We start from the raw sequence: 25,956 nt of genomic DNA on the forward strand, positions 1-25,956 counted from the left end.
ATGCTGATACGCGCCGGGTATGAGATCCGCTACGAAACGGAGGTGGCGACGCCGATGCTGGCGCTGCTCAGCATCCATCCGTCCCGCAACGAGGATCTGGTGACGCCACACCGCATCATCGGGACGCCCGATGTGCCGATGTACGGTTACACCGACTCGTTCGGCAACATGTGCACGCGGCTTACCGTGCCCGCCGGTGGCCTGACATTGTCGTGCGACTTCACGATCGAGGACAGTGGGGAGCCCGATCCTGTAACGCCCGACGCGATCCAGCATCCGCTGGAGGATCTGCCCGACGACGTGCTGATCTTCCTGCTCGGCAGCCGCTATTGCGAAACCGACCGGCTTTCGAACGTCGCCTGGTCGATGTTCGGCCACATCGTCTCCGGCTGGGAGCGGGTGCAGGCGATCGTAGAGTTCACCCACAACCATATCCAGTTCGGCTACAACTTCGCACGTCCGACCAAAACGGCATGGGACGCACATCAGGAACGGCAGGGGGTGTGTCGCGATTTTGCGCACCTTGCGATTACCTTGTGTCGGTGCATGAACATCCCGGCGCGCTATTGCACGGGATATCTGGGCGATATCGGTGTGCCGGTGTCGGACGCACCGATGGATTTCTCCGCCTGGTTCGACGTGTATCTTGGCGGACGCTGGCACACGTTTGACGCGCGTCATAACCAACCCCGTATCGGCCGCATCCTGATGGCGCGCGGCCGCGATGCGACCGATACCGCACTCACCACCACGTTCGGGCCGGCCTGGCTGGCTGGCTTCGATGTTCACACCGACGAGGTTGCGGCACTTGACCGAGGCTGAGGTGCGCGACCCGCTGCTCGACGAAAGCGCCCTGGCGTTCGGCGCGCCGGACTTCGCGGCGATTACGCCCGAGGCGTTCCTGCCCGCCTTTCGGCGGGGTATTACGCAGGCGGCGGCGGAGTTGGAGGCGATTGCCGCCGACCCGGCCACGCCCGATTTCGCCAACACCGTGGAGGCGATGGAGCGGGTCGGCGCACGGCTGGCGCGGGTACGCCGCGTCTTCTTCACGCTGAGTTCCGCGCACGCGACACCGGCGCTGCGCGCGATCGAGCCGGACGTTTCGAGGGTGCTGACCGAACACGGTATCGCGGTGGCGCATGACCCGCGCTTGTTCGCGCGGGTCCGTGCGGTATGGGCGCAGCGCGACGCGCTCGACCTGGACGAGGCGCAGCAGCGGTTGCTGCACGATAGCTACCATGGTTTTGTCGATGGTGGTGCCGACCTCGATGCCGCCGACAAGGCGCGTTATGCCGACATCGCGCAGCAACTTTCCGCATTGTCGATCGCGTTCGGGCAGAATGTGATGGCGGCGGCAGCGGATTGGGAGATGCTGCTCGACGAACGCGACCTCGACGGTCTGCCCGAGGTGATCCGCACCGCTGCTGCTGCCCGCGCGGAGGCGCGTGGTCACGCCGGTCGTTATCTGCTGACCCTCGGGCGCAGCGATGCCGAGGCGGTGCTGACCTTCTCGCGCCGCCGCGATTTGCGGGAGCGGATGTGGCGTGCCTTTACCACGCGCTGCGACGGCGGCACGCATGACAATCGCGCGCTGGTCGACCGGATCCTCGCCCTCAGGCACGAGCAGGCGGCGCTGCTCGGCTATGCGTGCTACGCTGATTATGCGCTGGCAGACAGTATGGCGAAGACACCCGATGCGGCGGCGGGGCTGCTGATGCGGGTATGGCAACCCGCACTCGGGCAGATCGCCGCCGAGCAGGACGAGCTGGAGCGGCTTGCCGAGGCGGACGGCGTTGCGCTCGCGCCCTGGGATTGGCGCTTCTATGCCGAGCAGGTGCGCCGCGCGCGCTATGCACTCGACGGCACCGCCGTGAAGCAGCATCTGACGCTGGACAAGGTACGCGCCGCCGCCTTCGCCACCGCCGGACGACTCTATGGCTTGCAGTTCGAACGACGTGCCGATCTGCCGGGGTGGCATGCCGACGTGCATGCATGGGCGGTGTCCGAGAACGATGGTACACCGCTCGGACTGCTCTATACCGACGATTTCGCCCGCGCGGAGAAGCATGGCGGCGCGTGGATGGGCTCGCTGCGGGTGCAGGAGAAGCTCGACGGTCCGGTGCTACCGATCGTGTATCTCGTCGCCAATTTCGCGCGCGCGCCGGATGGCGTGGAGACCGGCCTGTCGATCGACGAGGCGCGGACTTCATTCCACGAATTCGGTCACGCCTTGCACGCCCTGTTGTCGGACGTAACCTACCCCAGCCAGGCCGGCACGGCGGTGGCGCGCGATTTCGTCGAGTTTCCCAGCAAGTTCATGGAGCATTGGATCGTCGCGGCGGAAACGCTGACCGCGCTCGGCCTGCCAGAGGCGCTGATCACCGCGATTGGCCATGCCGATGATTTCGGGCAGGGTTTCGCGACCGTGGAGTTCCTCGCCTCCGCGATCATCGACCTGGAACTGCACCGGCAGAGCGAACCTGTCGCCGATGCGGTCACGGTGGCCGGGCGCATCCTCACGCAAGCGGGTATGCCGCCACTGATCGTGCCGCGTCATGGCCTCACCCATTTCACCCACGTGTTCGACGGTGGCTACGCGGCGCGCTATTACAGCTATCTATGGGCGGAGGTCCTCGATGCCGATGCGTTCGCCGCATTCGTGGAGACCGGTGACATCTTCGACCGCACGCTGGCGGGGCGGTTTAGGCGCGAGGTGCTCGCCCGGGGCAACGCGCGTGATCCGGCCGCATCGTTCCTGGCGTTTCGCGGCAGAGACCCTGATGAGACCGCATTGATCCGCGATCGTCGGCTGGCGTAAGCGGCCACGAATTCGGCTGGGCGGCGCGCGGTGGCTGTGCCACGATAAACCCGTTCAATAGTCAGGGTTCCGCATGAAATTGGTCGCTTTGGTGCTTGCCGGCACCGCTCTCGTGTCTACGCTTGGTGTCTCCGCGCAGACGCTGCCGAACGGCATCCCTGCCAAGTTCGCCCCCGTCACCGCGACGTTCGATTACGACCGCCGCGAGGTGGACGTGAAGATGCGCGACGGTGTGGCGCTGCACATGATCCTGATCGTGCCGAAGGGCGCGCATGATGCGCCGATCCTGTTCGAACGCACGCCGTACAATGCCGACAACGCGACCAGCAAACAGGACAGCGCCCACGCGGTGATGCTGGTCGGTCCGGCGTTCGCCGAGATGCTGCGCGCGGGCTACATCCTCGCGGTTGAGGATGTGCGCGGCAAATACGGATCGAAGGGTGAGTATGTAAACGAGCGCCCGCTGATCGGTCCACTCAACGGCAGCAAGGTCGACCATTCCACCGACGCGTTCGACACGATCGACTGGCTGACCAAGCATGTGCCGGAGTCAAACGGCCGGGTCGGCATCGTCGGCACCAGCTACGACGGGATGATGGCGGCGATGGCGCTGGTCCACCCGCACCCCGCGCTGAAGGCGGCGGCACCGATGAACCCGGTCATCAACACTTGGATGGGCGACGATGATTTCCACGGTGGCGCCTTTCGCATGGCCGGCTACGACTATTATTTCAGCCAGGACACGAAGCGCGGCAGTGGCGACAATCTGTGGCGCGACGCTTATGACGATTACGACACGTTCCTGCGCGCGGGTTCGGCGAGCGGCTTCGTCAAGAGCCGCGGACTCGATCAGATCCAGGTGGTGAAGGACCTGCACGATCACCCGGATTACGACGCCTATTGGCAGGCGCAGGCACTCGAGACGATCCTGCCGCGCGAGAAGGCGACCGTTCCGACCTTGTGGATCGGCAGCCTGTGGGATCAGGAGGATATGTACGGCGCGGCGGCGGCCTATGAGGCGACCGCGAAGAACGATCCCGATCACCTCGAACATCTCGCGATCGGACCGTGGTCGCATGGCGGCTGGGCGGGTACGGGCGACAGCCTCGGCCCGATCCGCTTCCAGTCCGACACGGGCACGTGGTTCCGCCAGCACGTGTTGATCCCGTTCCTCGACAGCCACCTCAAGACCGGCGCCGCACCCGCCGATATCGCGCCGGTTACCGTCTTTCAGACCGGCAGCGATGTCTGGCAACGTCTGCCCACCTGGCCGAGTGCGTGCGCGCAAGGCTGCGCGCAGGCCAGCCGCAAACTGTACCTCCAGGCTGGCGGCGCGCTGTCGTTCACCGCGCCGACGACGGACGGGGCGGACGAATACGTGTCCGATCCCGCCAAGCCTATCCCGTACCGGCTGCGCCCGATCCGGCCGACCTACGCGACCGGATCGACCTGGCGGCAGTGGCTGGTCGACGATCAGCGGCCGTTCTCCGACCGTACCGACGTACTGACCTACGAAACCGAGCCGCTGACCACTCCGCTCGCGCTGGCGGGTGCGCCGATCGCCGATCTGGTCGCGGCGACCACGGGTACCGACGGTGATTTCGTGGTGAAGCTGATCGATGTCTATCCGGATGAATATTTCGAGAAGCCCGATTTGGGCGGCTATCAGCTGCCGATCGCGATGGATATTCTGCGCGGGCGGTATCGGGAAAGCTTCTCGACACCGAAGCCGATTACATCGGGCGCACCGCTCGGCTACCGGTTCGCGCTGCCGAACGTAAATCATGTGTTCCTGCCGGGGCACCGCATCATGGTGCAGATCCAGTCGAGCTGGTTTCCGCTCTACGATCGCAACCCGCAGACGTTCGTGCCGAACATTTTCGATGCGAAGCCGGGCGATTACCGCAAGGCGACGATCCGGGTGTTCCACGCGCCTGCCCAGGCGAGCGCGATCGAACTGCCGGTGGTGGCGACCGGAGCCGCGCAGTAGCCGCCTGCGTATGGCTCTTGGTGGGGCGCTTGCCGCCGTGACAGTAGACGAACAGCGCCTCCGAGCGGCGAGCCCGATATGATCGGCGATACTCCATCGCCAGCATAAGCGGCTTGCCGCTCGGAAGGTGAACCAAGCTGAAGTCGAGTTTTACAATGCTCACGTTAGGTAACGCAAAGTTCATCGTGGACGTAGTCGGATCGACCTTTCTCTTGCGAAACTTTGCTTGATCGATCTTGGAATTGGCGTCGTTCTGTACCAGAGCGGGTCTGCTAACGATCCCGCGTGTGGGGTGGCAGCGCGTAGCCGAGAAGGACCGGGCAGTTTGACGATAGTAACTGACAAAGACCCGGTTTCGACAGGAAATGACGGTCTTGATCTGATCCTGAAGGGCGGCTTGCCCGCCAATCGCATGTATTTGCTGGAAGGTGCGCCGGGGTCAGGCAAGACCACGCTGGCGCTCCAGTTCCTGCGGGAGGGTGTTCGGCTCGGCGAGCCGGCGCTGTACATCACGCTTTCCGAAACGCGTGACGAACTCGCCACCGTGGCGGGATCGCACGGCTGGAGCATCGACGATTTCGAGGTGTTCGAATTCAACGCCGCCGAGGATGCGCTGGGCGGGGAACGCGGCCAGTCGATCATCCATCCCTGGGAGATGGAACTCGGCGAGACGGTCAAGCTGATCCGTGCCGAGGTCGAGCGGGTAAAACCGCGCCGGGTGGTGTTCGACAGCCTGTCCGAGATGCGGCTGCTCGCGCAAGAATCGCTGCGCTTTCGCCGACAGATCCTTGCCATCAAACAGTTCTTCGCCGGTCGTGACACCACGGTGCTGCTGGTCGACGATCTCAGCGGTGCGGAAAACGGGCGTGATTCCCACCTTCACAGCCTGTGCCACGGGGTCATCACGCTGGAACGGCTGACGCTCGATTTCGGCGCCGCGCGGCGGCGCTTGCAGGTGCAGAAGCTGCGCGGCGTCGCCTTCACCGCCGGGTATCACGATTTCACTATCCGCAAAGGCGGGTTGGAAGTATATCCACGCCTGATCGCGGCGGACTATCACGCGGATGTCAAAGCCGTACCGGTTTCAAGCGGGGTCAAGGCGCTCGACGACCTGCTTGCCGGCGGGCCGCTCAGTGGCACCTCCGTGCTGCTCACCGGGCCGGCCGGCAGCGGCAAGACCACGATCGCGCTGCAATACGTCTGGGCGGCATGCGAGCGCGGCGAGCCCTGCACAATCTATCAATTTGACGAGCGCGTCAGCACCCTGCTGATCCGCGCCAGGGCATTCGGGTTCGACTTGCAGCGTCACATCGATGAAGGCCGGTTGCTGATCCGTCAGATCGACCCTGCCGAAATCTCCCCCGGCGAGTTCGCCAGCAACGTGCGGCATGAAATCGAGCAGCGCGGTGTGCGGATGCTCGTGATCGACAGCCTCAACGGCTATCTCGCGGCAATGCCGCAGGAGCAGCAGTTGATCCTGCAAATGCACGAACTCCTGTCGTATCTGAGCCAGCAGGGGGTGGTGACGTTCCTCATCAATCCGCAGCACGGCCTGGTCGGCAGCATGTCGACCAGCCTCAACATCTCCTATGTCGCGGATGCCGTGATCCTGTTGCGCTTCTTCGAGGCGGGCGGCCGTATCCGCAAAGCCATTTCGATCATCAAAAATCGCGGCGGTCAGCATGAGGACGCAATCCGCGAGTTGCGTATCGACGGCACCGGGGTTCGCGTCGGCGAGCCGCTTGCCGCGTTCCGCGGCGTGTTGACCGGCACGCCGGAATATACCGGTTCCGCGCTGCCATTGATGGAAGACCGGCCCGGTGCCGCATAGATCGGCCGCGGAAGGCTCCACGGTCCTGATCGCCGCGCCGTATGGGCGCGACGCGGCCAGCGTGGCGGGGCTGCTGGCGGACAGGGGGCTGATCACGCGGGTCTGCGCCGACCTCAGCGATCTCGCGCGATGTGTCGACGACCGCGCCGGCGTGCTGCTCATCACAGAGGAAGCGTTGCACGGCGAGCAGCGCCCTCTGGCGGAGGCGCTGGCGGCGCAGCCCGAATGGTCCGATGTGCCGTTCATCATGCTCGCCGCGCCGCGCGTGGCGCAGACCCGATCGATCGACTCCGCGCGGGCGCGCCTCCCCGAGATGGTGGATAACGCGGTCGTCCTGGAGCGGCCGCTCGGGGTGGAATCGCTTGTCAGCGCGATCAATTCGGCGCTGCGCCTGCGGCAGAAGCAGTTCGAGATGCGGGACCGCCTGCTCGACCTGCAAAGCAGCCGGGCAGCGCTTGCGGCGAGCGAGGCGGAACTGCGGCTGGTGGCGGATGCCTTGCCGGTGCTGATCGGCTTTATCGACCGCGATGGGATCTACCGCTTCGCCAATCGCGCCTATGAGGAATGGCTTGGGCAACGCCCGGAGGAGGTGGTCGGCCGCCATCTGGAGGAGGTGGTCGGTCCGGCCATCCTGTCGACCCGGCGTTCCGCGATCGACCGCGCCTTCAGCGGCGAAAACGTGCGGTTCGAGACGGCGTGGCCGCATACCGACGGGCGACGGCGCGATGCCGAGATCCGCTATCTGCCGCGCATCAACGCCGCGGGCGCAGTCGACGGGATCCACGTCTTCGTCCTCGACGTGACCGATCGCAAGGTGGTCGAGGAGCAACTGAGCGAGCGTGTCGCCGAGCGCACGGCGGCGCTGGAGGCGGAAATGGCCGGTCGCGCTTCACTCGAGGAGGCGCTGAGGCAAAGCCAGAAGATGGAAGCGGTGGGTCAGTTGACTGGCGGCATCGCGCACGATTTCAACAACATGCTGACCGGCGTGATCGGCGGCCTCGATATCCTCAAGCGCCGGATCGCGTCGGGGCGGCTGGACGATGTCGATCGTTTCATGGATGCCGCTTCGACATCGGCGCAGCGCGCGGCGGCGCTGACCGCGCGCCTGCTCGCCTTTTCCCGGCGACAGTCGCTGGATGCCAAGCCGGTCGACGTCAATGGCCTGGCCCGTTCGCTCGAAGATCTGCTGCGGCGGACGATCGGCGAGAATATCGCGTTGGAGATCGCGGCGGGCGAAGACGTGCCGCTGGCGATCGTCGACGCCAACCAGCTTGAGAGCGCGATCCTGAACCTCGCGATCAACGCGCGCGACGCCATGCCCGATGGTGGTCTGCTGACGGTCGAAACCTGCGTAAGCGAGCTGGATGACGCCTATGCGGGTCTGCATCCCGACGTCAAAGCGGGGCGATACGTCGTCGTGGCGGTGTCTGACACGGGAGTCGGCATCGAAAAGGATGTTTTGGAGCGCGTTTTCGAGCCGTTCTTCACCACCAAGGCGATTGGGCAGGGCACCGGCCTCGGGCTGTCTATGATCTACGGCTTTGCCCGGCAATCGGGCGGGCAGGTCCGCATCCACAGCGAACCCGGCCAGGGCACGTCGGTGAAGATCTACCTTCCTGCGACCGAGGCGCCAAGCGACACGTCTGCTATCCCGGCCACGCCGGTGCGCGAGGGCACCGGGCAGACCGTATTGATCGTCGAGGACGATCCCTCGGTGCGCATTCTGGTGCGGGAGGTGCTGAACGAACTGTCCTATCGCGCGATCGAGGCGGAGGACGCCAACGCTGCGATCCCGATCCTCGCCTCCGATCAGGCGATCGACCTGATGGTGTCCGACGTTGGCTTGCCCGGCATGAACGGCCGCCAGCTTGCGGAGGTCGCGCGGCAACATCGGCCGGACCTGCCGATCCTGTTCGTGACCGGCTACGCCGAGAACGCCGCGAATCGTGCGGGCTTTCTTGGCACCAACATGACGATGATCACCAAGCCGTTCGCGCTCGCGAATCTCGCCCGCAGGATCAGCGAGTTGATGCAGGGCGAGCCCGCCGATGAATCGCGAGCGGAACGAACAGGCGCGTAAAGCCTGCACGCAGCGGTCGCAGGTCGCACTGGCCGGTCGACGTCAACACCGTTCAAAGAGACGCCAGCCTCGTCCATCACCTTCGGCCAATTCGAAAAGGGATCGCGAACGCGCGCTGCCTCGTTATGGTCACACCCGACCGGCAAGACCGTGCGATATGATAGGTGCCGAACACGTGTTACGACCCTTGCGTTCCCTATTCCTGTTGGGCGGGCTGATATCGGCCGTGCCCGCAGCGGCGGCCACATCTTCGTTCGATCTGGCTGGCCCGCGCCTCAAGATCGCGGTGACGCACGAGGGCACGACGCTGCCGCTTGAGCGCGTACCCAACCTGTCCGAGGGGGATCAGGTCTCGATCAGCCTCGATCAGCAACCGGGCCAGTCGGAGCATTTCCGCCTCGTCGCCGCTTTCCTGCGCGGCGCGACCGATCGGCCCGACGCGAAATGGTTTCACGAGGCGCTGAGCTGGAAGCCAAAGCGTGCCGATCTGTCGCTGACCGTGCCGAAAGGGGCGCAGCAGATGGCCTTGTTCATCGTGCCCGAGCGCGGCGGCAGCGCCGGTGCGATCGCCAGCACCGTACGCAAGCAGCCGGGCGCGTTTGTGCGGGCGGTGCAGGAACTCAATCAGGCGTCGCTCGATCGCGCTCGGCTGGATACGTTCCTGCATGTCATGCTCGACACCGAACGGACCGCCCCGGGGAGTGTCGCCACGGTGTCGCCTACGCTGGCGCGCAGCCTGTCAATCCGCCTGAAGGCTGAATGCCTACAGCAGCCACCCGAACTTCAGGCCGCCTGCCTGACCGTCGACCGGGAGACGCTGCTGCTCGCCGATACGCACAGTTCCGCGCTTGCCGATACGCTTGCGGGCACGCCGACGGATCTTGCCTTCCAACTGAGCGCGACACCGCAAGCCGGATACGGTTCGTACAGCTCGTATATCGGCGTGGTGCGCGATCTGTTCCGGCTGGTGGGCGCGTTCCAGTCGACTCAGCTGCAATTCATCCCGGCCTTGTCGAAGATGGATGACGGGGGCGTGTCGGTGCTGCTCAACACGCCGATCTCGTTCGCCAAGCCGGCATCGGTGATGGTGATCGGGCTGCCTGCGATCGAGGCGCCGAAGCCGCCGCCGCTCCGCCACGTTTCACCCGATGTTGCGGTGTGCGCGGCCACTGGCCTGACCTTGCCGGTGGAGGGTGCGCCGCTGATCTATGCGACCGATTATGCGTATGACGTGCGGCTGCGGATCAAGCGCGCGGACGGAACCCTGGTCGAGGTGCCGCTGCGTGCCGATGCCGGGGTGGGTGGCTTTGCCGTCGACGGTGCGTTCCCGGCCGGACCGTTCGGCGCGGTGATGACCGGTCAGGTCCACGGTCGATGGGGCTTCGGATCGTTCGAAGGCCCAACGTTCGCGCTGTCGCGGCCGGAGGATATCAACTGGAAAGCGGCCGACCACACCACGCTGGTGGTGGGACGCGTCAACCAGCTTGGCCTGACCGGCGGCGGTGCGGGGTGCGTTACTGGCGTCGAGATGCGGCGCGGTGACGGTGCCGCGCAGGCGGTGCCTTGGAAACAGACCAGCGCCAATGCGATTGAGGCCAGCCTCCCGCTCGAAAAGGTCGATGCCGGCACGCTGTCGATCCTGGTACAGGGCCGCAGCGGCGATCCGGCAGTGGTGAGTCTGCGGGCCTATCAGGAGGCCGGCAGTCTCGAAGATCTCACCCTTCACGCCGGCGATACCGAGGCGGTGTTGACCGGTTCGCGGCTCGATCAGGTCGTGGCCGCGACTATGGGCGGGGTGAGCCTTCAGCCCGGAGCGCTGACGCGGGTCGGCAAACAGGATCGCCTGACCTTGCGGCCCGGCGATCCGGCTGCACTCGCCATGCTCGCGGCCGGAAAGACGGAGACGGCGGACGTCAGCTTCGCCAACGGTCGGCACAAGAGCGTGACCGTAACCGTTGCGCCGCCGCGGCCCGCGGTGGCGCTAGTGCGGGTGACTGCGCAGCCGCCCGTGCACGAAGGCGTGCGAGCGATCATGCTGGCATCACCCGGCGTGTTCGCGCAGGACGCGCGGCTGACCTTTGCCTTCCACGTCGGTGGCGCGACTGTGCTGACCGGAAAGGAAACGGTGGAGGTCGCCACCACCGACGGACGCGCGACCACATTGATCCAACCCGGCAAGGGTTATGACTTGCAGGACGCGACGACCGGCATCGTCAGCCTGACTCCCGCCGACGCGCTCGGCCCGACCGCTTACGGCGCGCTGCGTTTCCGGCTGGTGCGGGATGATGGTGCGACGGCGTGGACGACACTGGCCACGGTGGTACGGTTGCCGGAGATCCGTGGCATGACCTGCGCCTCGGCCAAGTCGTGCAAGCTGGTCGGAAGCCGCCTGTTCCTGATCGCGAAGGTCAGCTCGACCGCAGATTTCCAAGCTGCGCAGGCGGTGCCCGACGGCTTCGTCGGCGAGGATGTCGCTGTCGCTCCAGGGTCGGACGGGCGCATATTCCTGCGATTGCGCGACGATCCCGACGCGATCGCAGCGGTTGCGGCGCGATAACCGCAAATATCGCGCTCGCCCGCGCATCCGCTACGCGGCTGGTTCGTTGAAGGTGGGAAGGAGACGATCATGGCCATCACCCCCGACAACGAAGAACCCGGTTTCGAGACCGACGTGAACGAACTGCCCAAGGACCGGAACAGCTCGGAGCAATCGACCGAGGACAATCCGAAGGCGGAGGACGAAGCCTCCGAGATGGAGCATGTCCAGGAGGAGGCGGCGGAGGAGCGCAAGGAGGGCGGGTACCAGTAGGTCCGCTTTCGTTGAGATGACGCATTTGAAAGCCCCGGCACTGCCGGGGCTTTCTGTTGGTGCGTGATCTCGGATGCGGGTGCGGCGCGTTCTCTGCGAAACGTGTCGGACCCGGGTTGTGCTACCCGATAGCGTCGACGACAACGGCCTCCACCGTGTTCGCTCCTGCGTGTTCAGTGTCGGGAATCTCGCCGCACCATCGGACGGTTTGAAGCGAGGCGAGGTGACATGAACGTCATGCAACCAAGCACCGCGCCGCGAGTCTCTTGCCATCTAAGGAGACTATCATGCGCACTACCGTCGTCGCTCTTGCCTTGCCGCTGCTGCTTGTCGGCGTTTCACCGGCTTTTTCGAAAGGCTGCATTCGCGGTGCCGCCGCTGGGGGTGTCGCCGGGCATTTCGTAGGCAAGGGCCATGCCGTGATGGGCGCGGCGGCGGGCTGCATCGTCGCCCATCATCATTACGCAAAGCAGGCGCGGGCACAGCGCGCCGCCGCTCGTAACCAGCGTTAAGTCATAAAGCTTTTTCTGTCCGCTGAAACGAAAAAGGCAGCCCCGCGAGGAGCTGCCCTTTTGATAGCGGTATGACCGGTCCTTACAGGTCGATCTTCGCGCCGAAGCGGATGAAGCGACCGATGAAGCCCTGGCTTTCCCAAGCGACGTTGTAGCCGAAGCCGGTGTCGTAGGTCTGGCCCGGGTTGAAGTCCGGCTTGACGTCGAACACGTTGAGCAGGTTCGCGTAGAAGGTGAACTTGCTCGCGACCTTCACGGTAGCCGTCAAGTCGACGTCGATGAAGCGACGTGCGTGGCACTTGTACGGGTCACCATTGGCATAGGCATAGACCGAGGCGCTGATGCTGTCGGCACAGCTATCGGCGTCGCCGCCGGTATCGATCGAGGCCATGTTATAGCCGCTGGTGTAATATGCCGTCGCGCTGAGCGAGCCACGACCGGAGAAGTCCAGCGTGTTCTGCCAGCTACCACGCCAGCGCGGCGCACCCGAGCAGGACGTGATGTTGCAGGGGCTAAGCGTGCCAGCGTACTTCTGCACCACACCACCCGGCGTCGTCTGATCGAGATTGATCAGATAGGTCGCATCCACACGGCTGGTCAGATTGATGCCATGGGGCAGAGGAACCCGCACCGTGCCCGAGAAATCGAGACCGGAGGTAACTTCCGACGTCGTGTTGACGAACGAATACTGGATGAAGCCCAGCGCCGGCAGCGCGTTGGGGTGGTCCGGATCGGCAACGCCGGGACGAACGGTGATGCCCGGGATGTTCACTACGCCGTTGTTGGCATAATAGGCATCCTCGACGCCGGAATAGTCAGGCGCGCCGATCAGGCCGTTGATCTTGATGTGGTAATAATCGACCGTGAAGGCGAAGTGCCGGTTCGGCTCGATCACCACACCGCCAGTCAGGCTGGTCGACTTCTCCGGCTTCAGGTTCGGGTTGCCCGCCGAGGTCAGGCCGTAGCTGTACGGCAGCGTCGCGTAGCCATTGCCGCCGTGCGCATCGATGTAAGCCTGACCACCCGCCTGGCCCGGCGTGACCGTCGACGTGATGTAGCCCGTCGTCGGCTGGCCATAAGCTTCCTGGAAGCTCGGGATACGGAAGCCGCGCGACCACGTACCACGGAAGCGGACTTGCTGGATCGGCTTGAAGATGGCGGTGATCTTCGGCGAGAAGTTGTCCTGTCCCGACGAGTAGCTGTCGTAACGACCCGAGCCGTTGATCGTCAGCTGATCGAAGATCGGTGCGTCGATTTCGAAGAAGCCCGAGCGTACATTGCGGCTGCCGGCCGTGCTGACCGAGTTGATGCTATAGTAGCGATCGGCCGGATTGACTTCGTTCGGTGCGTTGGCGCTGGGGTTGAACACCGACTCATGACGATACGCGCCACCGACCGCCGCGGTCAGGTCGCCGCCGGGCAGTGCGAACAGCACCTTCGAGAGGGTGGCCTGAACCTGCCACAGCTTCGAGTTCGAGTTCGTCACATTGGTCGGCGCGATATAGTCGCGGATCGCCTGGCTGTTCTGCGACGGATCGACGAAGTTGAAGGAGCCATCGTTGATGACGTCCATCAGGCGCTGCGGGATCAGGTAGTTCTTGTTGGTGATACGCAGATCGACTTCGGAATAGGTGCCGTTGACATCATACTTCCAGTTGTCGCCGAACGAACCCGAGATACCACCAGCGAAGCGGTAGGTCTTGGCATCGCTCAACGTCTCGCGCGGCTGATCGTAACGGTAGTTCACACGCGCCTGTTCACCGAGCGCAGCGAACGGGTTGTTAGGGTTGAGCGTTCCGCCATTGGCCGCTGTACAGGTGACCGTGCCGCGCGGGCAGATCAGCGCCGGCAGCAGGACCGGACTGAGCGTGTACTGCGTGCCGCCCGCAGCGGTTTGCCCGGCGAACGTAAGCGGCGAGATGCTGCTGGTCGTCTTCGATTCGTAGAAGGTACCAGTTGCATAGGCCTGCGCGCGGCTGCCGACGTTCACGGTCAGATGTGCGGTGCCGCCGAAACGCTGCTGCTTGGGGATTTCCTGCAGGTAGTCGTTGACGTTGTCCTGCTGACAGATCACCGAGCCGGTCGGCGAACCCTTCGCGGCGAGGCCCGCCTGCTGTGCCGGGGTGAGGTTGATCGCGGTCAGATCACGGCAGCCTGCGCTCGCGTTGAGCAACTGGAAGCTGCTGCCAGCGACCGGAGCGCCGTTCAGATAAGGGCGCACGGTCGGTACGCGGGTCGAGCCGAACTGCGAGACCGAGCCATCGGCCTGAATGCCGTTGATGGTCTCGTTGGTCAGGCAGTTACCCTGGCCGTTGCACACGCGGCTGTAGTCGTTGGTGTTGAAAGGATAGCCGCGATCGCTTGCGTACAGCGGGTTGCTCGACTGGTATTCGCCGTTGATGTAGAAGTTGAAGCCCTGCTCGCTGAGCTTTCCGTAGCCGTAGGTCAGATCGGCGCGCTTTTCGCCGCCGTCACCATGTTCGGAAATGCCGGCCGACGCATTGGCGTGCAGGCCGACGATTTCCTTCTTGATGACGACGTTGACGACGCCTGCGACCGCATCCGCGCCATAGGTCGACGAGGCGCCATCCTGCAGCACGTCGACCTTCTCGACGATCGACTGGGGAATGGTATTGAGGTCGACGAAGCTGCGCTGGCCGTCATCGCCCAGCGGATAGATCGCCGAGCGCTGGCCGTCGAACAGGGTGAGCGTGTTGCCCGTGGTGAGGCCGCGCAACGACACCGCAGTCGCGCCGGTGGCGAAGCCGAAGCTGTTCCAGGCGCGCGTCATCGTACCCGCGCCGTTGGCGGGGATGGTCTGCAGCGCCTCTGCGATCGTGTTTTGGCCGCGGGTCGCGAAATCCTGCGCGGTCAACGTGTTGATCGGGGCGGCGGTCGCGGTCGCGCTGTTACGGATCAGCGAGCCGGTGACGACCACGTCCTGCGGAGTCGCGGCTTCATCGGCGGGGGTCGGCGGCGTAGGGGTAAGCGCGGCCGGTGCGGCGTCCTGGGCCGGCGCGGTATCCTGCGCAAAGGCGGGCATGGTGCCGAACATCATGGCAAAGGGGGCTGCGGCGAGCAGAAGCTGCGCCTTGCCAGCGATCTGAGTGGTCCTGATCATGTTAATCCCTTTTTGACCTGCCGGCGCTCTGGGGTGCCGCGCGCAGGAGTTCCAGATCCCGACACACGACAGCCGTCCTGCGCGAGACATGGCGAGGGAATGAAACCGTTATTCACCTCTGTAAAGTTACGTATCGTTCAGCGTCGCACTTTCACCGGTCGCGTCGCACAAATGTCACAGTTTCAGCGACTTATGGCCGAGACGGGCTTAACACCCGATTTTAGCGCGCTGCCCCCTCGTTGCTGCCGATAAACGCGGTTGTCGAACTCGAATTGATCCTCCCGTAACGTGAAAAACGCCGCGCACCGGGATAGGTGCGCGGCGTTCCATGTTTGCAGTTCGTACAATCGCCCGGTCGGGAGGTTGTACGAAGAACCGGCTTACTTGAAGTGGAAGCCGATGCTGCCCATCACGCGCTGACGCGACGTGTGGTCGTTGTACTGCGAGTAGACATACTGCGCGCCGACGAACAGCGGCATCTTCATCACGTCACGGCCGAGCGAATACTCGACGCCACCGCCGACCTGATAGCCGTCGGTGTGGAAGTGATCGTAGAAGCTGGTCTGGCCAGCCGGCGCGGTGAAGCGCTTGCGCTGCTCGTTGCTGACATAGCCGCCCTTGCCGTAGACGAGGAAGTTCGGCGTGACGAGGTAACCTGCACGGACGCCCGCGCCCCACTCCTCAAACGACTTGTGGCAGATCGTGCCGCCGGTGCGCCCGCCCGAGCAGTTCTCGCTGCCGTCATTGGGGTTCCAGTAGCTGCCCTCGGGGCCGACCACGATCTTGTTGCCGATCACGCCGTCGAAGCCAACGGTGCCGCCGTAACCGAACCGGTCGTTATGATGGCCCTGCGACTGGAAGCGATCGCCGCCGACATTGCCCTCGACGCGGATGCCTCGAAAGGTCGTGTTGTTGTCGGACATCGTGGTGTCCTGCGCAGATGCGGCCTGCGCGCCGAGCGCCGAGAGCCCGAGGGCCAGGACGGAGAAAAGAGCCTTACGCATACAAGTTCCTTCTATTGATAAATTCGTTCCACGAGGTGCGTAACCGTCGCGGCAACGCAACGATCCGCCGCTATGCACTAATTGTGACGATGTTGCGGCGATGCAACAGTGCGTGTCGCCGTGTTGGCGACACAATCGCGGCCAAGCTGGTCCAGCGTCGCACAACCGAGCTGCGCCATCGCCAGTTCCGTTTCGCCGCGCAGGATGTGCGCGACATGCGCCACGCCGGCTAGCCCGGCCACGGCGAGACCATGCATCTGCGGTCGGCCGACCAGCGCCGCCGCCGCGCCCAGAGAGAGCGCCTTCACAACATCGGTGCCGCTCCGCACCCCGCCGTCGAGCAGCAGCGGTACCGCGCCCGCCACTGTATCGGCGATCGCCGGCAGAACCTCGATCGCGGCTGGCGCGCCATCCAGCGTGCGGCCGCCGTGGTTGGATATGACGATCCCGTCCGCGCCATGTTCGATCGCGAGCCCGGCATCTTCGGCGGCGAGGATGCCCTTGATGATGAGCGGCAGCGACGTGCGTGCGCGCAACCACGCGACATCCTCCCACGTCGGTGCGGTGTCGGCGAGCGGCGTGCCGAACAGGATCGCCCCGCGCGGGGTGCTGGTTTGTCGCCGATCACTGCCGCTGGGCAAGTTCGCTGCGAACACGCCACGCGGCAGCGCGAAGGTCGCGCGTTTCACTGCGGCATCGACCGTCACCACGATGGCCTCGTACCCTGCCTGTTCGGCGCGGGTGACAAGTTCGGCGGAGTCTGCGCGGGTTTCCTGCAGATAGAGCTGGAACCACAGCGGAGCCGGGGTCGTGCCGAGGTTGCGCGCGGCATCGCACCCGGCTTCGGCAATCGCCTCCAGCGACACGCTAGAAAGCGTGCTCACCACCATGCCGACCCCCATCGCCGTTGCCGCACGTACGCACGCCAGTTCCCCGTCCGGATGCGCGATGCGCTGATAAGCGATTGGCGCGAACAGGATCGGCGCAGCATGGTCGCGGCCGAACAGCGTGCGCCGCGTATGTCCGCCCCGCAGATCGGCCAGCACGCGGGGTAGCAACGCAATCCGGTCGAACGCGGCGCGGTTGTTGGCGAGCGTAAGGCCTGCGCCTGCGCCCGACTGAACGTGCGCCCAGATGTCCGGCGCCATGTGCAACTGCGCCAGCCGCTCGTAATCGGCGAGCGTCCGTAGCTCGGGCGGGATCACCGTCAGCGGCGGTAGCGGCGCGCTCACGTCTCCGCCCAATGCCGCAACAGATTGTGGTACACGCCAGTCAGTGCGTCGATCGCCCGATGATCGGGGTGATCGACGCTGAGCGACTGGATCGCGGTGTCGAGGTCGAACAGCGTGCGGCGCTGTTCGTCGGCACGGACCAGGCTCTGCGTCCAGAAAAATGCTGCGTAGCGGGTGCCGCGCGTGACTGGCGTGACGTGATGCAGCGTGCTGCCGGGGTAGACGATCAGGTCACCGGCGGCGTGTTTCACGCGCTCTGCACCCAACGTCCCCTCGATCACCAATTCGCCGCCGTCATATTCGGCGGGATCACTGAGGAACACTGTCGCGGAGACGTCGCTGCGCACCCGCTCGGTCGTGCCCGGGATCGGGAAAATCGCGTTGTCGATATGCGCACCGTAGCTGCCGCCGCCCTCGTAGCGGTTGAACCGCGGCGGCAGCACGCGCAACGGCAGCGTCGCGGCGATGAACAGGGGCGTCTGACCCAGCCGATCGACGATGCGAGCGCCGAGATCGCGCGCCACCGCATGATCGAGCGGCAATTGCAGGTTGTGCTTCACCAGCGCCGCGCGGTGGCCGGCGGTGCTGCGCCCGTCCTGCCAGTCCGCGCCTTCCAGTTGGTCGCGCATCGCTCGCACCTCATCGGCGGAGAACAGCTTGGGCACGTGGAGCAGCATGATCGGCACCTTTCGCTTATGGTGGCGGCAACGCAATGGCGGTCATCAAAACGCGGTTTCGGTCACCTCGGCCAGGCGCGCCCACGCGATCACAGCCTGTAGCTGACCGTCAGCACCGCCGAGCGTGCGTCACCCGGCGTCGCCCAGCCGTTGTTGGCGCGAATGCGCGTATAGTACAGCTTGTCGCCGATGTTCTTGACGTTGATCTGCGCCGACAATGCCTTGGTGATGTCGTAAGAGATCGTAGCATTGTGGACGAGATACCCTTTCGAGCGGAACACCAGCGAGGATGTCACCGTCGGCGTGTTGATCGCGAACGGCCCTTGGTATGTCGCGCCGTAGCCGAGCGTCAGGCCGAAGGGCAGGGTGTAGGCAGTGTAGAGGCTGCCGGAATCCCTGGGCGTACCGATCAGCATCGAGCCGCCGCCGGGGTTCGGCACGGCCACCGTGTTGGTGCAATTGCCCGACCCCGGCGTAGCGAGGCACTTGTCCGACACTGCCTGAAGCAGCTTGCTGTTGAGGTGTGTGTAGTTGGCGGTGATCGACCAGGCCGGCGTGATATGCCCCGATGCGCCGAGCGCAAGGCCGTCGACGCGTGAGCGACCGTCGGTCTGCTGGTCCGGCACGGTCGGATCGCCCGATGGTACCTTGTAGCTGTCGCGCTCGTTTCGGAACAGCGCCGCTGTGAGCAGCAGCCCGCCGTGGAACAACTCCAGCTTGCCGCCGATCTCGTAATTCTTGGCGCCTTCCGGGCGGCTGCTGCATGTCGACACCGGCACCGCCGCAGTGGGTGTGAACGTGCAACTGCCGTTGACCGTGCTTTGCGACGGCGTTTTGGAATTGCCATAGGCGACGTAGAGGCTCGCCGCCTCGACCGGCTTGTAGACGAGGCCGACGCGGTACGAGAGCAGGCTGTCGCGGTTATAGAGCGTCGGGCCGGCGGTGGTCAGCGTGCCGAAAGTCGTGCCGGGCGTGGTCGAGAAGGTGTTGGTCTGCGACTTGCCGATGTTACGCTCCCATCTTACGCCGCCGTTGATCTCGAAATGCCGCGACAGCTTCATCGCATCGAACAGATAGACCGCATAATTGTCGACCTGCGACCGCGGGCGCGTGGCGACGACGAAGTTGACCGGCCGGGTGTAGGTGTTGTTCGCATCCGGGTTGAAGATGTCATACGGTGTGATCGTCGCGGGCGTACCGTTGGCGGCGCGCTGCGAATTGCCGGTGACCGCGTTGTAGTTCTCGCGCGACAGCGACACGCCGAGATCGAGCGTGTGTTCGATACCGCCGGTCGCGACCACTGCCTTCAGGTCGGTCTGATTGTAGGCGAGTTGGTTCTCCGTAAAACGCGTGTTGCCGCGCGATCCGCCGCTCGGTGTGAACAGCCCCTTCGCCGGACAGGTGGCGCCGAGCACGGTGAAGCCGTTCGGCAGGCAGAAAACGCCCTCCGGCCCGTCGGCGCGGGTGAACTGCGTGACATCCTCATACCGGGTCAGGTTGCGGATCGAGACCGTGTCGCTGAAATCATGCTCGAAGATCTGCGTCGCCTGGTCGAAGTTGATGCGCTGCGTGTCGAGATTGCGATAGCCGAAATAGGCGTTGCGGCTGATGCCAGGGATCGGTCCGCTGCGGCCCGTGCCGGGGGCGCCGCCGACGATCGCACCGCTGATATACGGCACGCCGAACTGCGGGATGTTGGTGTCTTCCTGGTGCATGTACGCGAAGGTCAGCCGTGTCGGCGTGCCCATGCCGAACGTTACCGAAGGCGCGATGCCCCAGCGCCTGTTCTTCTCGACGTCACGGCCAGGGATGTCGTTGCGGTGGAACATCGCGTTGAGGCGCACCGCGACCGTATCGCTGACGTGTTGGCTGATGTCTGCGGTGGCACGGTAGTAATCGTCGGTGCCGACGCCGCCCTCGATCACGGCGCGGTCGCGATCGAGCGGGCGTTTGGTCACGAGGTTGATGTTGCCGCCGACCGAGCCCGCGCCGGTGTTGACCGAACTGGCGCCGTTCGTCACCTCGATCTGCGCGACGTTGAACGTGTCGGTGCGGCTGTACTGCGCACTGTCGCGCACATTGTCGACGGTGATGTCGTTATTGGCGGAATAGCCGCGCAGCGTGATGCTGTCGCCATAGCCGCTGCCACCTTCGCCGGCACCGAACGAGATGCCGGGCACGGTCGAAAGCGCGTCCTTCAACGACAGCAGGTTCTGCTGTTCGAGCACTTCGCTGCTCAGGACGGTAACGGTCTGCGGGGTGTCGCGCAGCGATCGGACGGCCTTTGGGCTCGCCTGCCGCTGAGGCGGCTCGGCCTTCAGCCGCTGGCCGGTCACGACCACATTGTCCGGGGCCGTCGCATCTGCGTCGGCGGCATCCTTGCCCGGCGCGGCGATCGCCTGAGAGGCTAACAAGCTACCGACGCAGGACAGCGCGAGGAAGGCGCCGGTGCGGGTTGCGCGAGCGATCGGATGAGTCATTGTTCCCCCGTGGTATTGCGTCGCGATGTGATATTGCGAGTCATTCTCATCGTCAACAGAGATGCGAATGATTCTCATTTGTCGGTGGGTTGTGGCACCGGACGTGCTCGGCCAAACTACGAACGGTGATGAAGCGCTTCCCGCGCAACGCGGTCGTCACAGGGGGAAAATGACAATGAAGGCTGCTCGACGCTCGGCCCACCTATCCGCCACCATCGCCGCCTTGCTGGCGGGAGCAATGTCGGCGCACGCTGCGCCGACCGACCCGCGCGGCGGCGAGCCCGCGTTCCGGGCGCTCTACAAGGAACTCGTCGAAACCGATTCAAGCTGGCCTGACGGCAGTTGCACGCTTGCCGCCGAACGGATGGGGGCGCACCTCAAGGCAGCGGGCTATCCTGCCGCCGACGTGCAGGTGCTGGTCGACCCCGCTCATCCCAAGGAAGGTAGCCTCACCGCGATCCTGCGCGGCAGCGATGCGAAGCTGCCCGCGGTGCTGTTGCTTGCGCGTATCGACGTGGTCGCCGCCAAGCGCAGCGACTGGACGCGAGACCCGTTTACGCTCGTGGAGGAAAACGGCTATTTTTACGGACGCGGCACATCCGACGACAAGGCGATGGCGGCGGCGTTTACCGATGCGATGGTGCGGTTCCGACAGGAAGGCTACAAGCCCAAACGCACGGTCAAGCTCGCGCTGACGTGCGGGGAGGAGACCGAGAAGGCGCTCAACGGCGTTTCGTGGTTGCTCAAGAACCACCCGGAGACGTTACAGGCGGGCTGGGCGCTCAACGAAGGCGGCGGCGGTTCGCTCGACGAAGCTGGGAAGCCGGTCAGCCAGGGCGTGCAGGCCGGCGAGAAGGTCTATCAGGATTTCACCTTCACCGCGACCGCGCCCGGCGGGCACAGCTCGCGGCAGGCGCCGCACGTCAACGCGATCGGCTGGATGGCGGAGGCGCTGGCGCGGGTGAACGCATACGACTTCCCCGTCGACCTGACGCCTGCCGCCAGGGCGTATTTCGGTGCGTCGGCGCCGTTGTACCCGAACACTCGGGCGGCGATGGCGGCGATCGGTTCGGGCAAGGCAACCGCCGCCGATTACGCGACCGTCTCCGCCGCCAATCCGAGCTGGAACGCGACGCTGCGCACCACCTGCATCCCGACGATGATCTCCGGCGGGCATGCCACTAACGCGCAGCCGCAGTCGGTGACGGCGAACGTCAACTGCCGCATCATTCCCGGTGAGAGCGTGGAGTCGATCCAGACCATGCTGGCGGCGGTGGCGGGCAATCCGAAGGTGACGGTGGCGCTGGCCGATCCGCCGCAGCCGAAATCCTCGGCACCGCCGCTGACCCCGCAGATCATGGCACCGATCGAAGCCTTGTCGAAGGAGATGTGGCCGGGCGTGCCGATCATCCCGCGCCTGTCGACCGGCGCCACCGACGGTCGCTTCACCAACGCGGCCGGCATCCCGACCTATGGCGTGTCGGGACTGTTCTCCGATCCTGACGGGCAGGGGGTGCACGGCCTCAACGAGCGTATCCGCGTGACGTCGCTGATGGACGGGCGCGCGTTCCTGTACCGACTGGTGAAGGCATATACCGGCTGATCTGCGGTTCGGGATGTCACCGCATCTTCGACGTCGCTAAAGCCGAAATCCCTTCGAAACCGCATAGGCGAAGCCGCCCGCGATAATGATGCCAATCGCCGCCTTCCACGGCGAAGCGCGCAGGCGCGGCGCCCCCGGCGTCGCACCGGCACGGCGCCGACCGTGCAACATCGGCGAGATCAGGTCGTGCCGCAGCGCGACGAGGTAGAACAGGATCGCCAGCACGTGCAGCGCGACCAGCGCGAGCAGCACGTTGAACATGAAATGATGAACACCCGCGGCGGAACGGCCGACATCGAAGCTGACGTAATCCGCCAGCGGGCCGGATTCGAGCCCGTCGACATCGACCGAGAACAGCCCCGCCGTCACCATGACGATCAACGTCGCCAGCAGCAGCACCACGCTCCATCCGCCGATCGGGTTATGGCCGTCCGCTGCCTCATACGGCCGCTTGCCGAACCGGCCGAGGTAATCGAGCGCCGCGCGCGGCCCCCGCACGAACTGCGCGAAGCGGGCGGTGCGGCTGCCGACTACGCCCCAATAGATGCGGAACACCACCAGGGCGAGGATCGTGTAGCCCGACAGCCGGTGCCGATCCATGTCGTGATGATCGCCGCTCCACCACGAAAAGCCGAGTAGCGCGACCAGCGCCCAGTGAAACAGCCGGACCGGCAGATCCCAGACGCGCACCGATGTCGCGGCGGCGGCAGGCGGTTCCACCGGCGTCATCGCGCGGTCAGTCCTCCGCGCGGAACTGGCGGTGACAGGCGCCGCAGGTTGCCCCGACCGCCTTCATCTGCGCGCCGATGGTGGCGGTGTCGCCGGTGCCCGCCACGCTGGCGAGCTTCGTCGATGCGGCTACCAGGTTGGCCATGTCGGCATCGAAGGTCTTGCGGTCGGTCCAGATCGCGGGAAGCGCCCCGGTCTTCAACCCGGCGGCGGGCCTGGTGTTCGCCGGGAAAAACTTGCCCTGCGCCTTGGCGGTCGCGGCGAGGGTCTGTGCGGCGGCGGTTACGACGGCCTTGTCCGGCGCGCCGGTCTTCAACTGTTCGCCGATCGCCTTCATCGCGCCACCCATCTTCTTCATGCCCGCCATGCGCGCATTGACGATGTCCTGGGCTGCGGGCGCGGCTGCGATGACCGGTGCCGATGCGAGTGCGGCGATCGCGAGAATGCGGAAGGTCTTGAAGGCTGGTGCAACGATCATGAACGTTTCGCCTTTGATGGAACCTGGATCATGGCCGCAGGGCCAACCGCTTCCTCTCCTATTTTCCGACGTTGCGCCAGCCCCCGTGCAGCGTGCCTTGGCGATCTCCGCCACGGCTGGCATCCAAAGGCCAAGCCATGCGTCCTGTAGTCACCCACGTAACGCAAGACCGCCAACAGCCGAGGTTCCCATGACCGACACCCGTACCGAAACCGATTCGATCGGCGCGATCGACGTTCCCGCCGTTGCATATTGGGGCGCGCAGACGCAGCGCAGCATCGAGAACTTCCCGTTCGGCGCGACCGAGCGGATGCCGATCGGCATCGTCCGCGCGCTCGCCATCGTGAAGCAGGCCGCCGCGCGCGTGAACCGCAAACACGGTCTCGCCGCCGACATCGCCGACGCGATCGACGCCGCCGCGGCCGAGGTGATCGCGGCGCAGCACGACGATCAGTTCCCGCTGGTGATCTGGCAGACCGGCAGCGGCACGCAGAGCAACATGAACGTCAACGAGGTGATCGCCGGGCGTGCCAACGAGATGCTGTCGGGCAAGCGCGGCGGCAAGGCGCCGGTTCATCCCAACGATCACGTCAACATGAGCCAGTCGTCGAACGACAGTTTTCCGACCGCGCTGCACGTCGCCGCAGCACTTGCCGCGACGCGCGATCTGATCCCCGCGCTGGAACAGCTCGAAGCCTCGCTGCTGAAAAAGGTCGAGGCGTGGGGCAACATCGTCAAGATCGGTCGCACGCATCTTCAGGACGCGACGCCGGTCACGCTGGGCCAGGAGTTTTCAGGCTATTACGCGCAGCTTCGGCTCGCCCGCACGCGAATCCTGCCGCTGATCGAGCATGGCCTGTGCAAGCTGGCGCAAGGCGGTACTGCCGTCGGCACCGGGCTCAATACGCCACCAGGGTTCGCCGAAGATATCGCGGCGGAGATCGCGACCTTGACCGGCCTGCCGTTCGAGACCGCGCCCAACAAATTCGAAGCGCTGGCGACTCATGACACGCTGGTGGATTTCTCCGGGCGGCTCAACACGCTGGGGGTGGCGCTGACCAAGATCGCCAACGACATTCGCCTGCTCGGGTCCGGCCCGCGCTCCGGCCTCGGCGAAATCGATCTGCCCGCCAACGAGCCGGGCAGCTCGATCATGCCGGGCAAGGTCAACCCGACCCAGTGCGAGATGCTGACGATGGTGGCGGCACAAGTGATCGGCAATCATCAGGCGGTGACGGTCGGGGGCATGCAGGGCCATCTCGAACTCAACGTGTTCAAGCCGTTGATCGGTGCGGCGGTACTGCGCTCAGTGCATCTCCTCGCCGTCGGGATGCAGAGCTTCGCGGAGCGCTGCGTCCACGGAATCGAGCCCAATCGCGGCCGGATCGCCGAACTGGTCGATCGCTCGCTGATGCTGGTGACCGCGCTCGCCCCCGAAATCGGATACGACAATGCCGCCAAGATCGCCAAGCACGCCCATGCCGAAGGGCTGACGCTGAAGGAGGCGGGGCTTGACCTCGGGCTGGTCGACGCGGCGACGTTCGACCGGCTGGTGCGGCCCGAAACCATGGTGTGAGCTTTGCCTGCTCGGGCGGTGACGGCGAGGAACAACCGCACCGCTCGCGCTTTGTGATTAGCGGAACGGGAGAAACACGATGGACTTCAGCACGATGGTCGGCGCGGCGATCGGGGCCGCGATCGACGGTTCGAGTGGCGACGACAGCAATGTCGACGGTGCGATCGAGGGTGCCGTCGCGGCGACCGTGATCCGCGCGGTGATCCCGCTCGCGGTGACGTTTGCGACCGGCTGGCTGGTGCTGCGCGGCATCGGCAAGCTCAAGGATGCGGCGTTCGGCGCGAACAAGACCGAAGCGTAATTCGCTTCCTGCCTTGACGTAGGCGCCACCCGCGCGCGATGAGCGCGCGATGAGCGTAACCGACCCCGCCGATCCCCACGGCTTCAAGCGCCGTGGCGTACTGTTCGTCCTGTCCTCGCCGTCGGGCGCGGGCAAATCCACGATCGCGCGAAAACTGCTGGCCGACGAGCCGGAACTCGGCATGTCGGTGTCGTACACCACCCGGCCGATGCGGCCCGGTGAGGTCGACGGCGTGGATTACCATTTCGTGAACCTCGAACGCTTCCGCGAAATGGTGGCGAATCATGAGTTCCTCGAATGGGCCCATGTCTTCGACCATCGTTACGGAACGCCGAAGTCACAGGTCTTTCATGAACTGGGCGAGGGGCGGGACATTCTGTTCGACATCGACTGGCAGGGCGCGCAGCAGCTCCACCAGCTTGCCGGTGGCGACATCGTCCGCATCTTCATCCTGCCGCCTTCGATGGAGATCCTGCGGGAACGGCTCGAACGGCGCGCCACCGATTCGCAGGCAGTGATCGACGCCCGCATGGCGCGCGCTGCCAACGAGGTTAGCCACTGGGACGGTTACGACTACGTCATCGTCAACGACGACGTTGAGCAATGCTTCGCCAGCGTGAAGACGATCCTGGCGGCGGAGCGGCTCAAGCGGTCGCGGCAGACCGGGATTATCGGCTTCATCCGCAAGCTGTTGCGCTGATCGTCGGCGGGTAGC

General features: G+C 65.1%; 19 protein-coding genes. 12 read left to right on the forward strand and 7 right to left on the reverse strand.

Annotation, left to right across the window (positions count from 1 at the left end; all coding sequences use genetic code 11):
• The 8 genes from L8F97_RS12690 (at position 1) to L8F97_RS12725 (ending at position 12,040) form a co-directional block, all read left to right on the forward strand.
• Positions 1–822 carry a transglutaminase-like domain-containing protein gene (locus L8F97_RS12690; protein ID WP_242150478.1) on the forward strand — a complete coding sequence of 274 codons (822 nt, stop codon included), beginning with the start codon at positions 1–3 and terminating at the stop codon, positions 820–822.
• Positions 809–2,818, forward strand: coding sequence for a M3 family metallopeptidase (locus tag L8F97_RS12695; RefSeq protein WP_242150481.1), 2,010 nt, complete (start codon positions 809–811; stop codon positions 2,816–2,818). The genes L8F97_RS12690 and L8F97_RS12695 overlap by 14 nt, the downstream gene beginning before the upstream one ends.
• A gap of 73 nt (positions 2,819–2,891) precedes the next feature.
• The gene (locus L8F97_RS12700) at positions 2,892–4,808 is read left to right on the forward strand and encodes a CocE/NonD family hydrolase (protein WP_242150484.1); all 1,917 of its coding nucleotides are present in this window, start codon (positions 2,892–2,894) and stop codon (positions 4,806–4,808) included.
• A gap of 325 nt (positions 4,809–5,133) precedes the next feature.
• Positions 5,134–6,639 carry an ATPase domain-containing protein gene (locus L8F97_RS12705; RefSeq protein ID WP_267388304.1) on the forward strand — a complete coding sequence of 502 codons (1,506 nt, stop codon included), beginning with the start codon at positions 5,134–5,136 and terminating at the stop codon, positions 6,637–6,639.
• Positions 6,629–8,719: an ATP-binding protein gene (locus L8F97_RS12710; protein WP_242150487.1), complete on the forward strand. Its 2,091-nt coding sequence runs from the start codon at positions 6,629–6,631 to the stop codon at positions 8,717–8,719. Before L8F97_RS12705 ends, L8F97_RS12710 begins: the two co-directional genes overlap by 11 nt.
• A 175-nt stretch (positions 8,720–8,894) precedes the next feature.
• Positions 8,895–11,276 carry a hypothetical protein gene (locus L8F97_RS12715; protein ID WP_242150490.1) on the forward strand — a complete coding sequence of 794 codons (2,382 nt, stop codon included), beginning with the start codon at positions 8,895–8,897 and terminating at the stop codon, positions 11,274–11,276.
• Positions 11,277–11,345: 69 nt separating this feature from the next.
• Complete coding sequence (locus L8F97_RS12720; RefSeq protein ID WP_242150493.1) at positions 11,346–11,528, forward strand: hypothetical protein; 183 nt, start codon at positions 11,346–11,348, stop codon at positions 11,526–11,528.
• Positions 11,529–11,815: 287 nt separating this feature from the next.
• Complete coding sequence (locus L8F97_RS12725; protein WP_242150496.1) at positions 11,816–12,040, forward strand: hypothetical protein; 225 nt, start codon at positions 11,816–11,818, stop codon at positions 12,038–12,040.
• A gap of 82 nt (positions 12,041–12,122) precedes the next feature.
• Here L8F97_RS12725 and L8F97_RS12730 read toward each other — a convergent pair whose 3' ends face one another.
• The 5 genes from L8F97_RS12730 to L8F97_RS12750 all read right to left on the reverse strand — a co-directional run bounded on the left by L8F97_RS12730 (position 12,123) and on the right by L8F97_RS12750 (position 20,554).
• Positions 12,123–15,161 carry a TonB-dependent receptor plug domain-containing protein gene (locus tag L8F97_RS12730; RefSeq protein WP_242150499.1) on the reverse strand — a complete coding sequence of 1,013 codons (3,039 nt, stop codon included), beginning with the start codon at positions 15,159–15,161 and terminating at the stop codon, positions 12,123–12,125.
• A gap of 380 nt (positions 15,162–15,541) precedes the next feature.
• Positions 15,542–16,165 (reverse strand): outer membrane protein, encoded by a 624-nt coding sequence (locus L8F97_RS12735; protein WP_242150503.1) that lies wholly within the window; start codon positions 16,163–16,165, stop codon positions 15,542–15,544.
• 77 nt (positions 16,166–16,242) lie between these two features.
• Positions 16,243–17,397, reverse strand: coding sequence for an alpha-hydroxy acid oxidase (locus tag L8F97_RS12740; RefSeq protein ID WP_242150505.1), 1,155 nt, complete (start codon positions 17,395–17,397; stop codon positions 16,243–16,245).
• Complete coding sequence (locus L8F97_RS12745) at positions 17,394–18,074, reverse strand: Fe2+-dependent dioxygenase (protein ID WP_242150508.1); 681 nt, start codon at positions 18,072–18,074, stop codon at positions 17,394–17,396. Before L8F97_RS12745 ends, L8F97_RS12740 begins: the two co-directional genes overlap by 4 nt.
• An 89-nt stretch (positions 18,075–18,163) precedes the next feature.
• Entirely contained in the window at positions 18,164–20,554 is a 2,391-nt protein-coding gene (locus tag L8F97_RS12750) for a TonB-dependent receptor (RefSeq protein ID WP_242150511.1), read from the reverse strand.
• A 175-nt stretch (positions 20,555–20,729) separates the two neighbouring features.
• Between L8F97_RS12750 and L8F97_RS12755 the strand changes: the two genes are divergently transcribed.
• The gene (locus L8F97_RS12755) at positions 20,730–22,157 is read left to right on the forward strand and encodes a M20/M25/M40 family metallo-hydrolase (protein WP_242150514.1); all 1,428 of its coding nucleotides are present in this window, start codon (positions 20,730–20,732) and stop codon (positions 22,155–22,157) included.
• A 36-nt stretch (positions 22,158–22,193) separates the two neighbouring features.
• Here L8F97_RS12755 and L8F97_RS12760 read toward each other — a convergent pair whose 3' ends face one another.
• Together L8F97_RS12760 and L8F97_RS12765 are read right to left on the reverse strand one after the other, a co-directional pair.
• Entirely contained in the window at positions 22,194–22,886 is a 693-nt protein-coding gene (locus L8F97_RS12760; protein WP_242150517.1) for a cytochrome b/b6 domain-containing protein, read from the reverse strand.
• Between the two features lie 7 nt (positions 22,887–22,893).
• Entirely contained in the window at positions 22,894–23,364 is a 471-nt protein-coding gene (locus tag L8F97_RS12765) for a c-type cytochrome (RefSeq protein ID WP_242150520.1), read from the reverse strand.
• 190 nt (positions 23,365–23,554) lie between these two features.
• Between L8F97_RS12765 and fumC the strand changes: the two genes are divergently transcribed.
• From fumC to gmk, 3 genes are all read left to right on the forward strand, one after another.
• Complete coding sequence (gene fumC, locus L8F97_RS12770) at positions 23,555–24,940, forward strand: class II fumarate hydratase (RefSeq protein ID WP_242150523.1); 1,386 nt, start codon at positions 23,555–23,557, stop codon at positions 24,938–24,940.
• Between the two features lie 79 nt (positions 24,941–25,019).
• Positions 25,020–25,241 (forward strand): hypothetical protein, encoded by a 222-nt coding sequence (locus L8F97_RS12775; RefSeq protein WP_242150526.1) that lies wholly within the window; start codon positions 25,020–25,022, stop codon positions 25,239–25,241.
• A gap of 49 nt (positions 25,242–25,290) precedes the next feature.
• Entirely contained in the window at positions 25,291–25,941 is a 651-nt protein-coding gene (gmk, locus tag L8F97_RS12780; protein WP_242150529.1) for a guanylate kinase, read from the forward strand.
• The last annotated feature ends 15 nt before the right edge of the window (positions 25,942–25,956 follow it).

This window comes from Sphingomonas sp. BAUL-RG-20F-R05-02 (assembly GCF_022662305.1).
In the GTDB taxonomy this organism is placed as follows: domain Bacteria; phylum Pseudomonadota; class Alphaproteobacteria; order Sphingomonadales; family Sphingomonadaceae; genus Sphingomonas.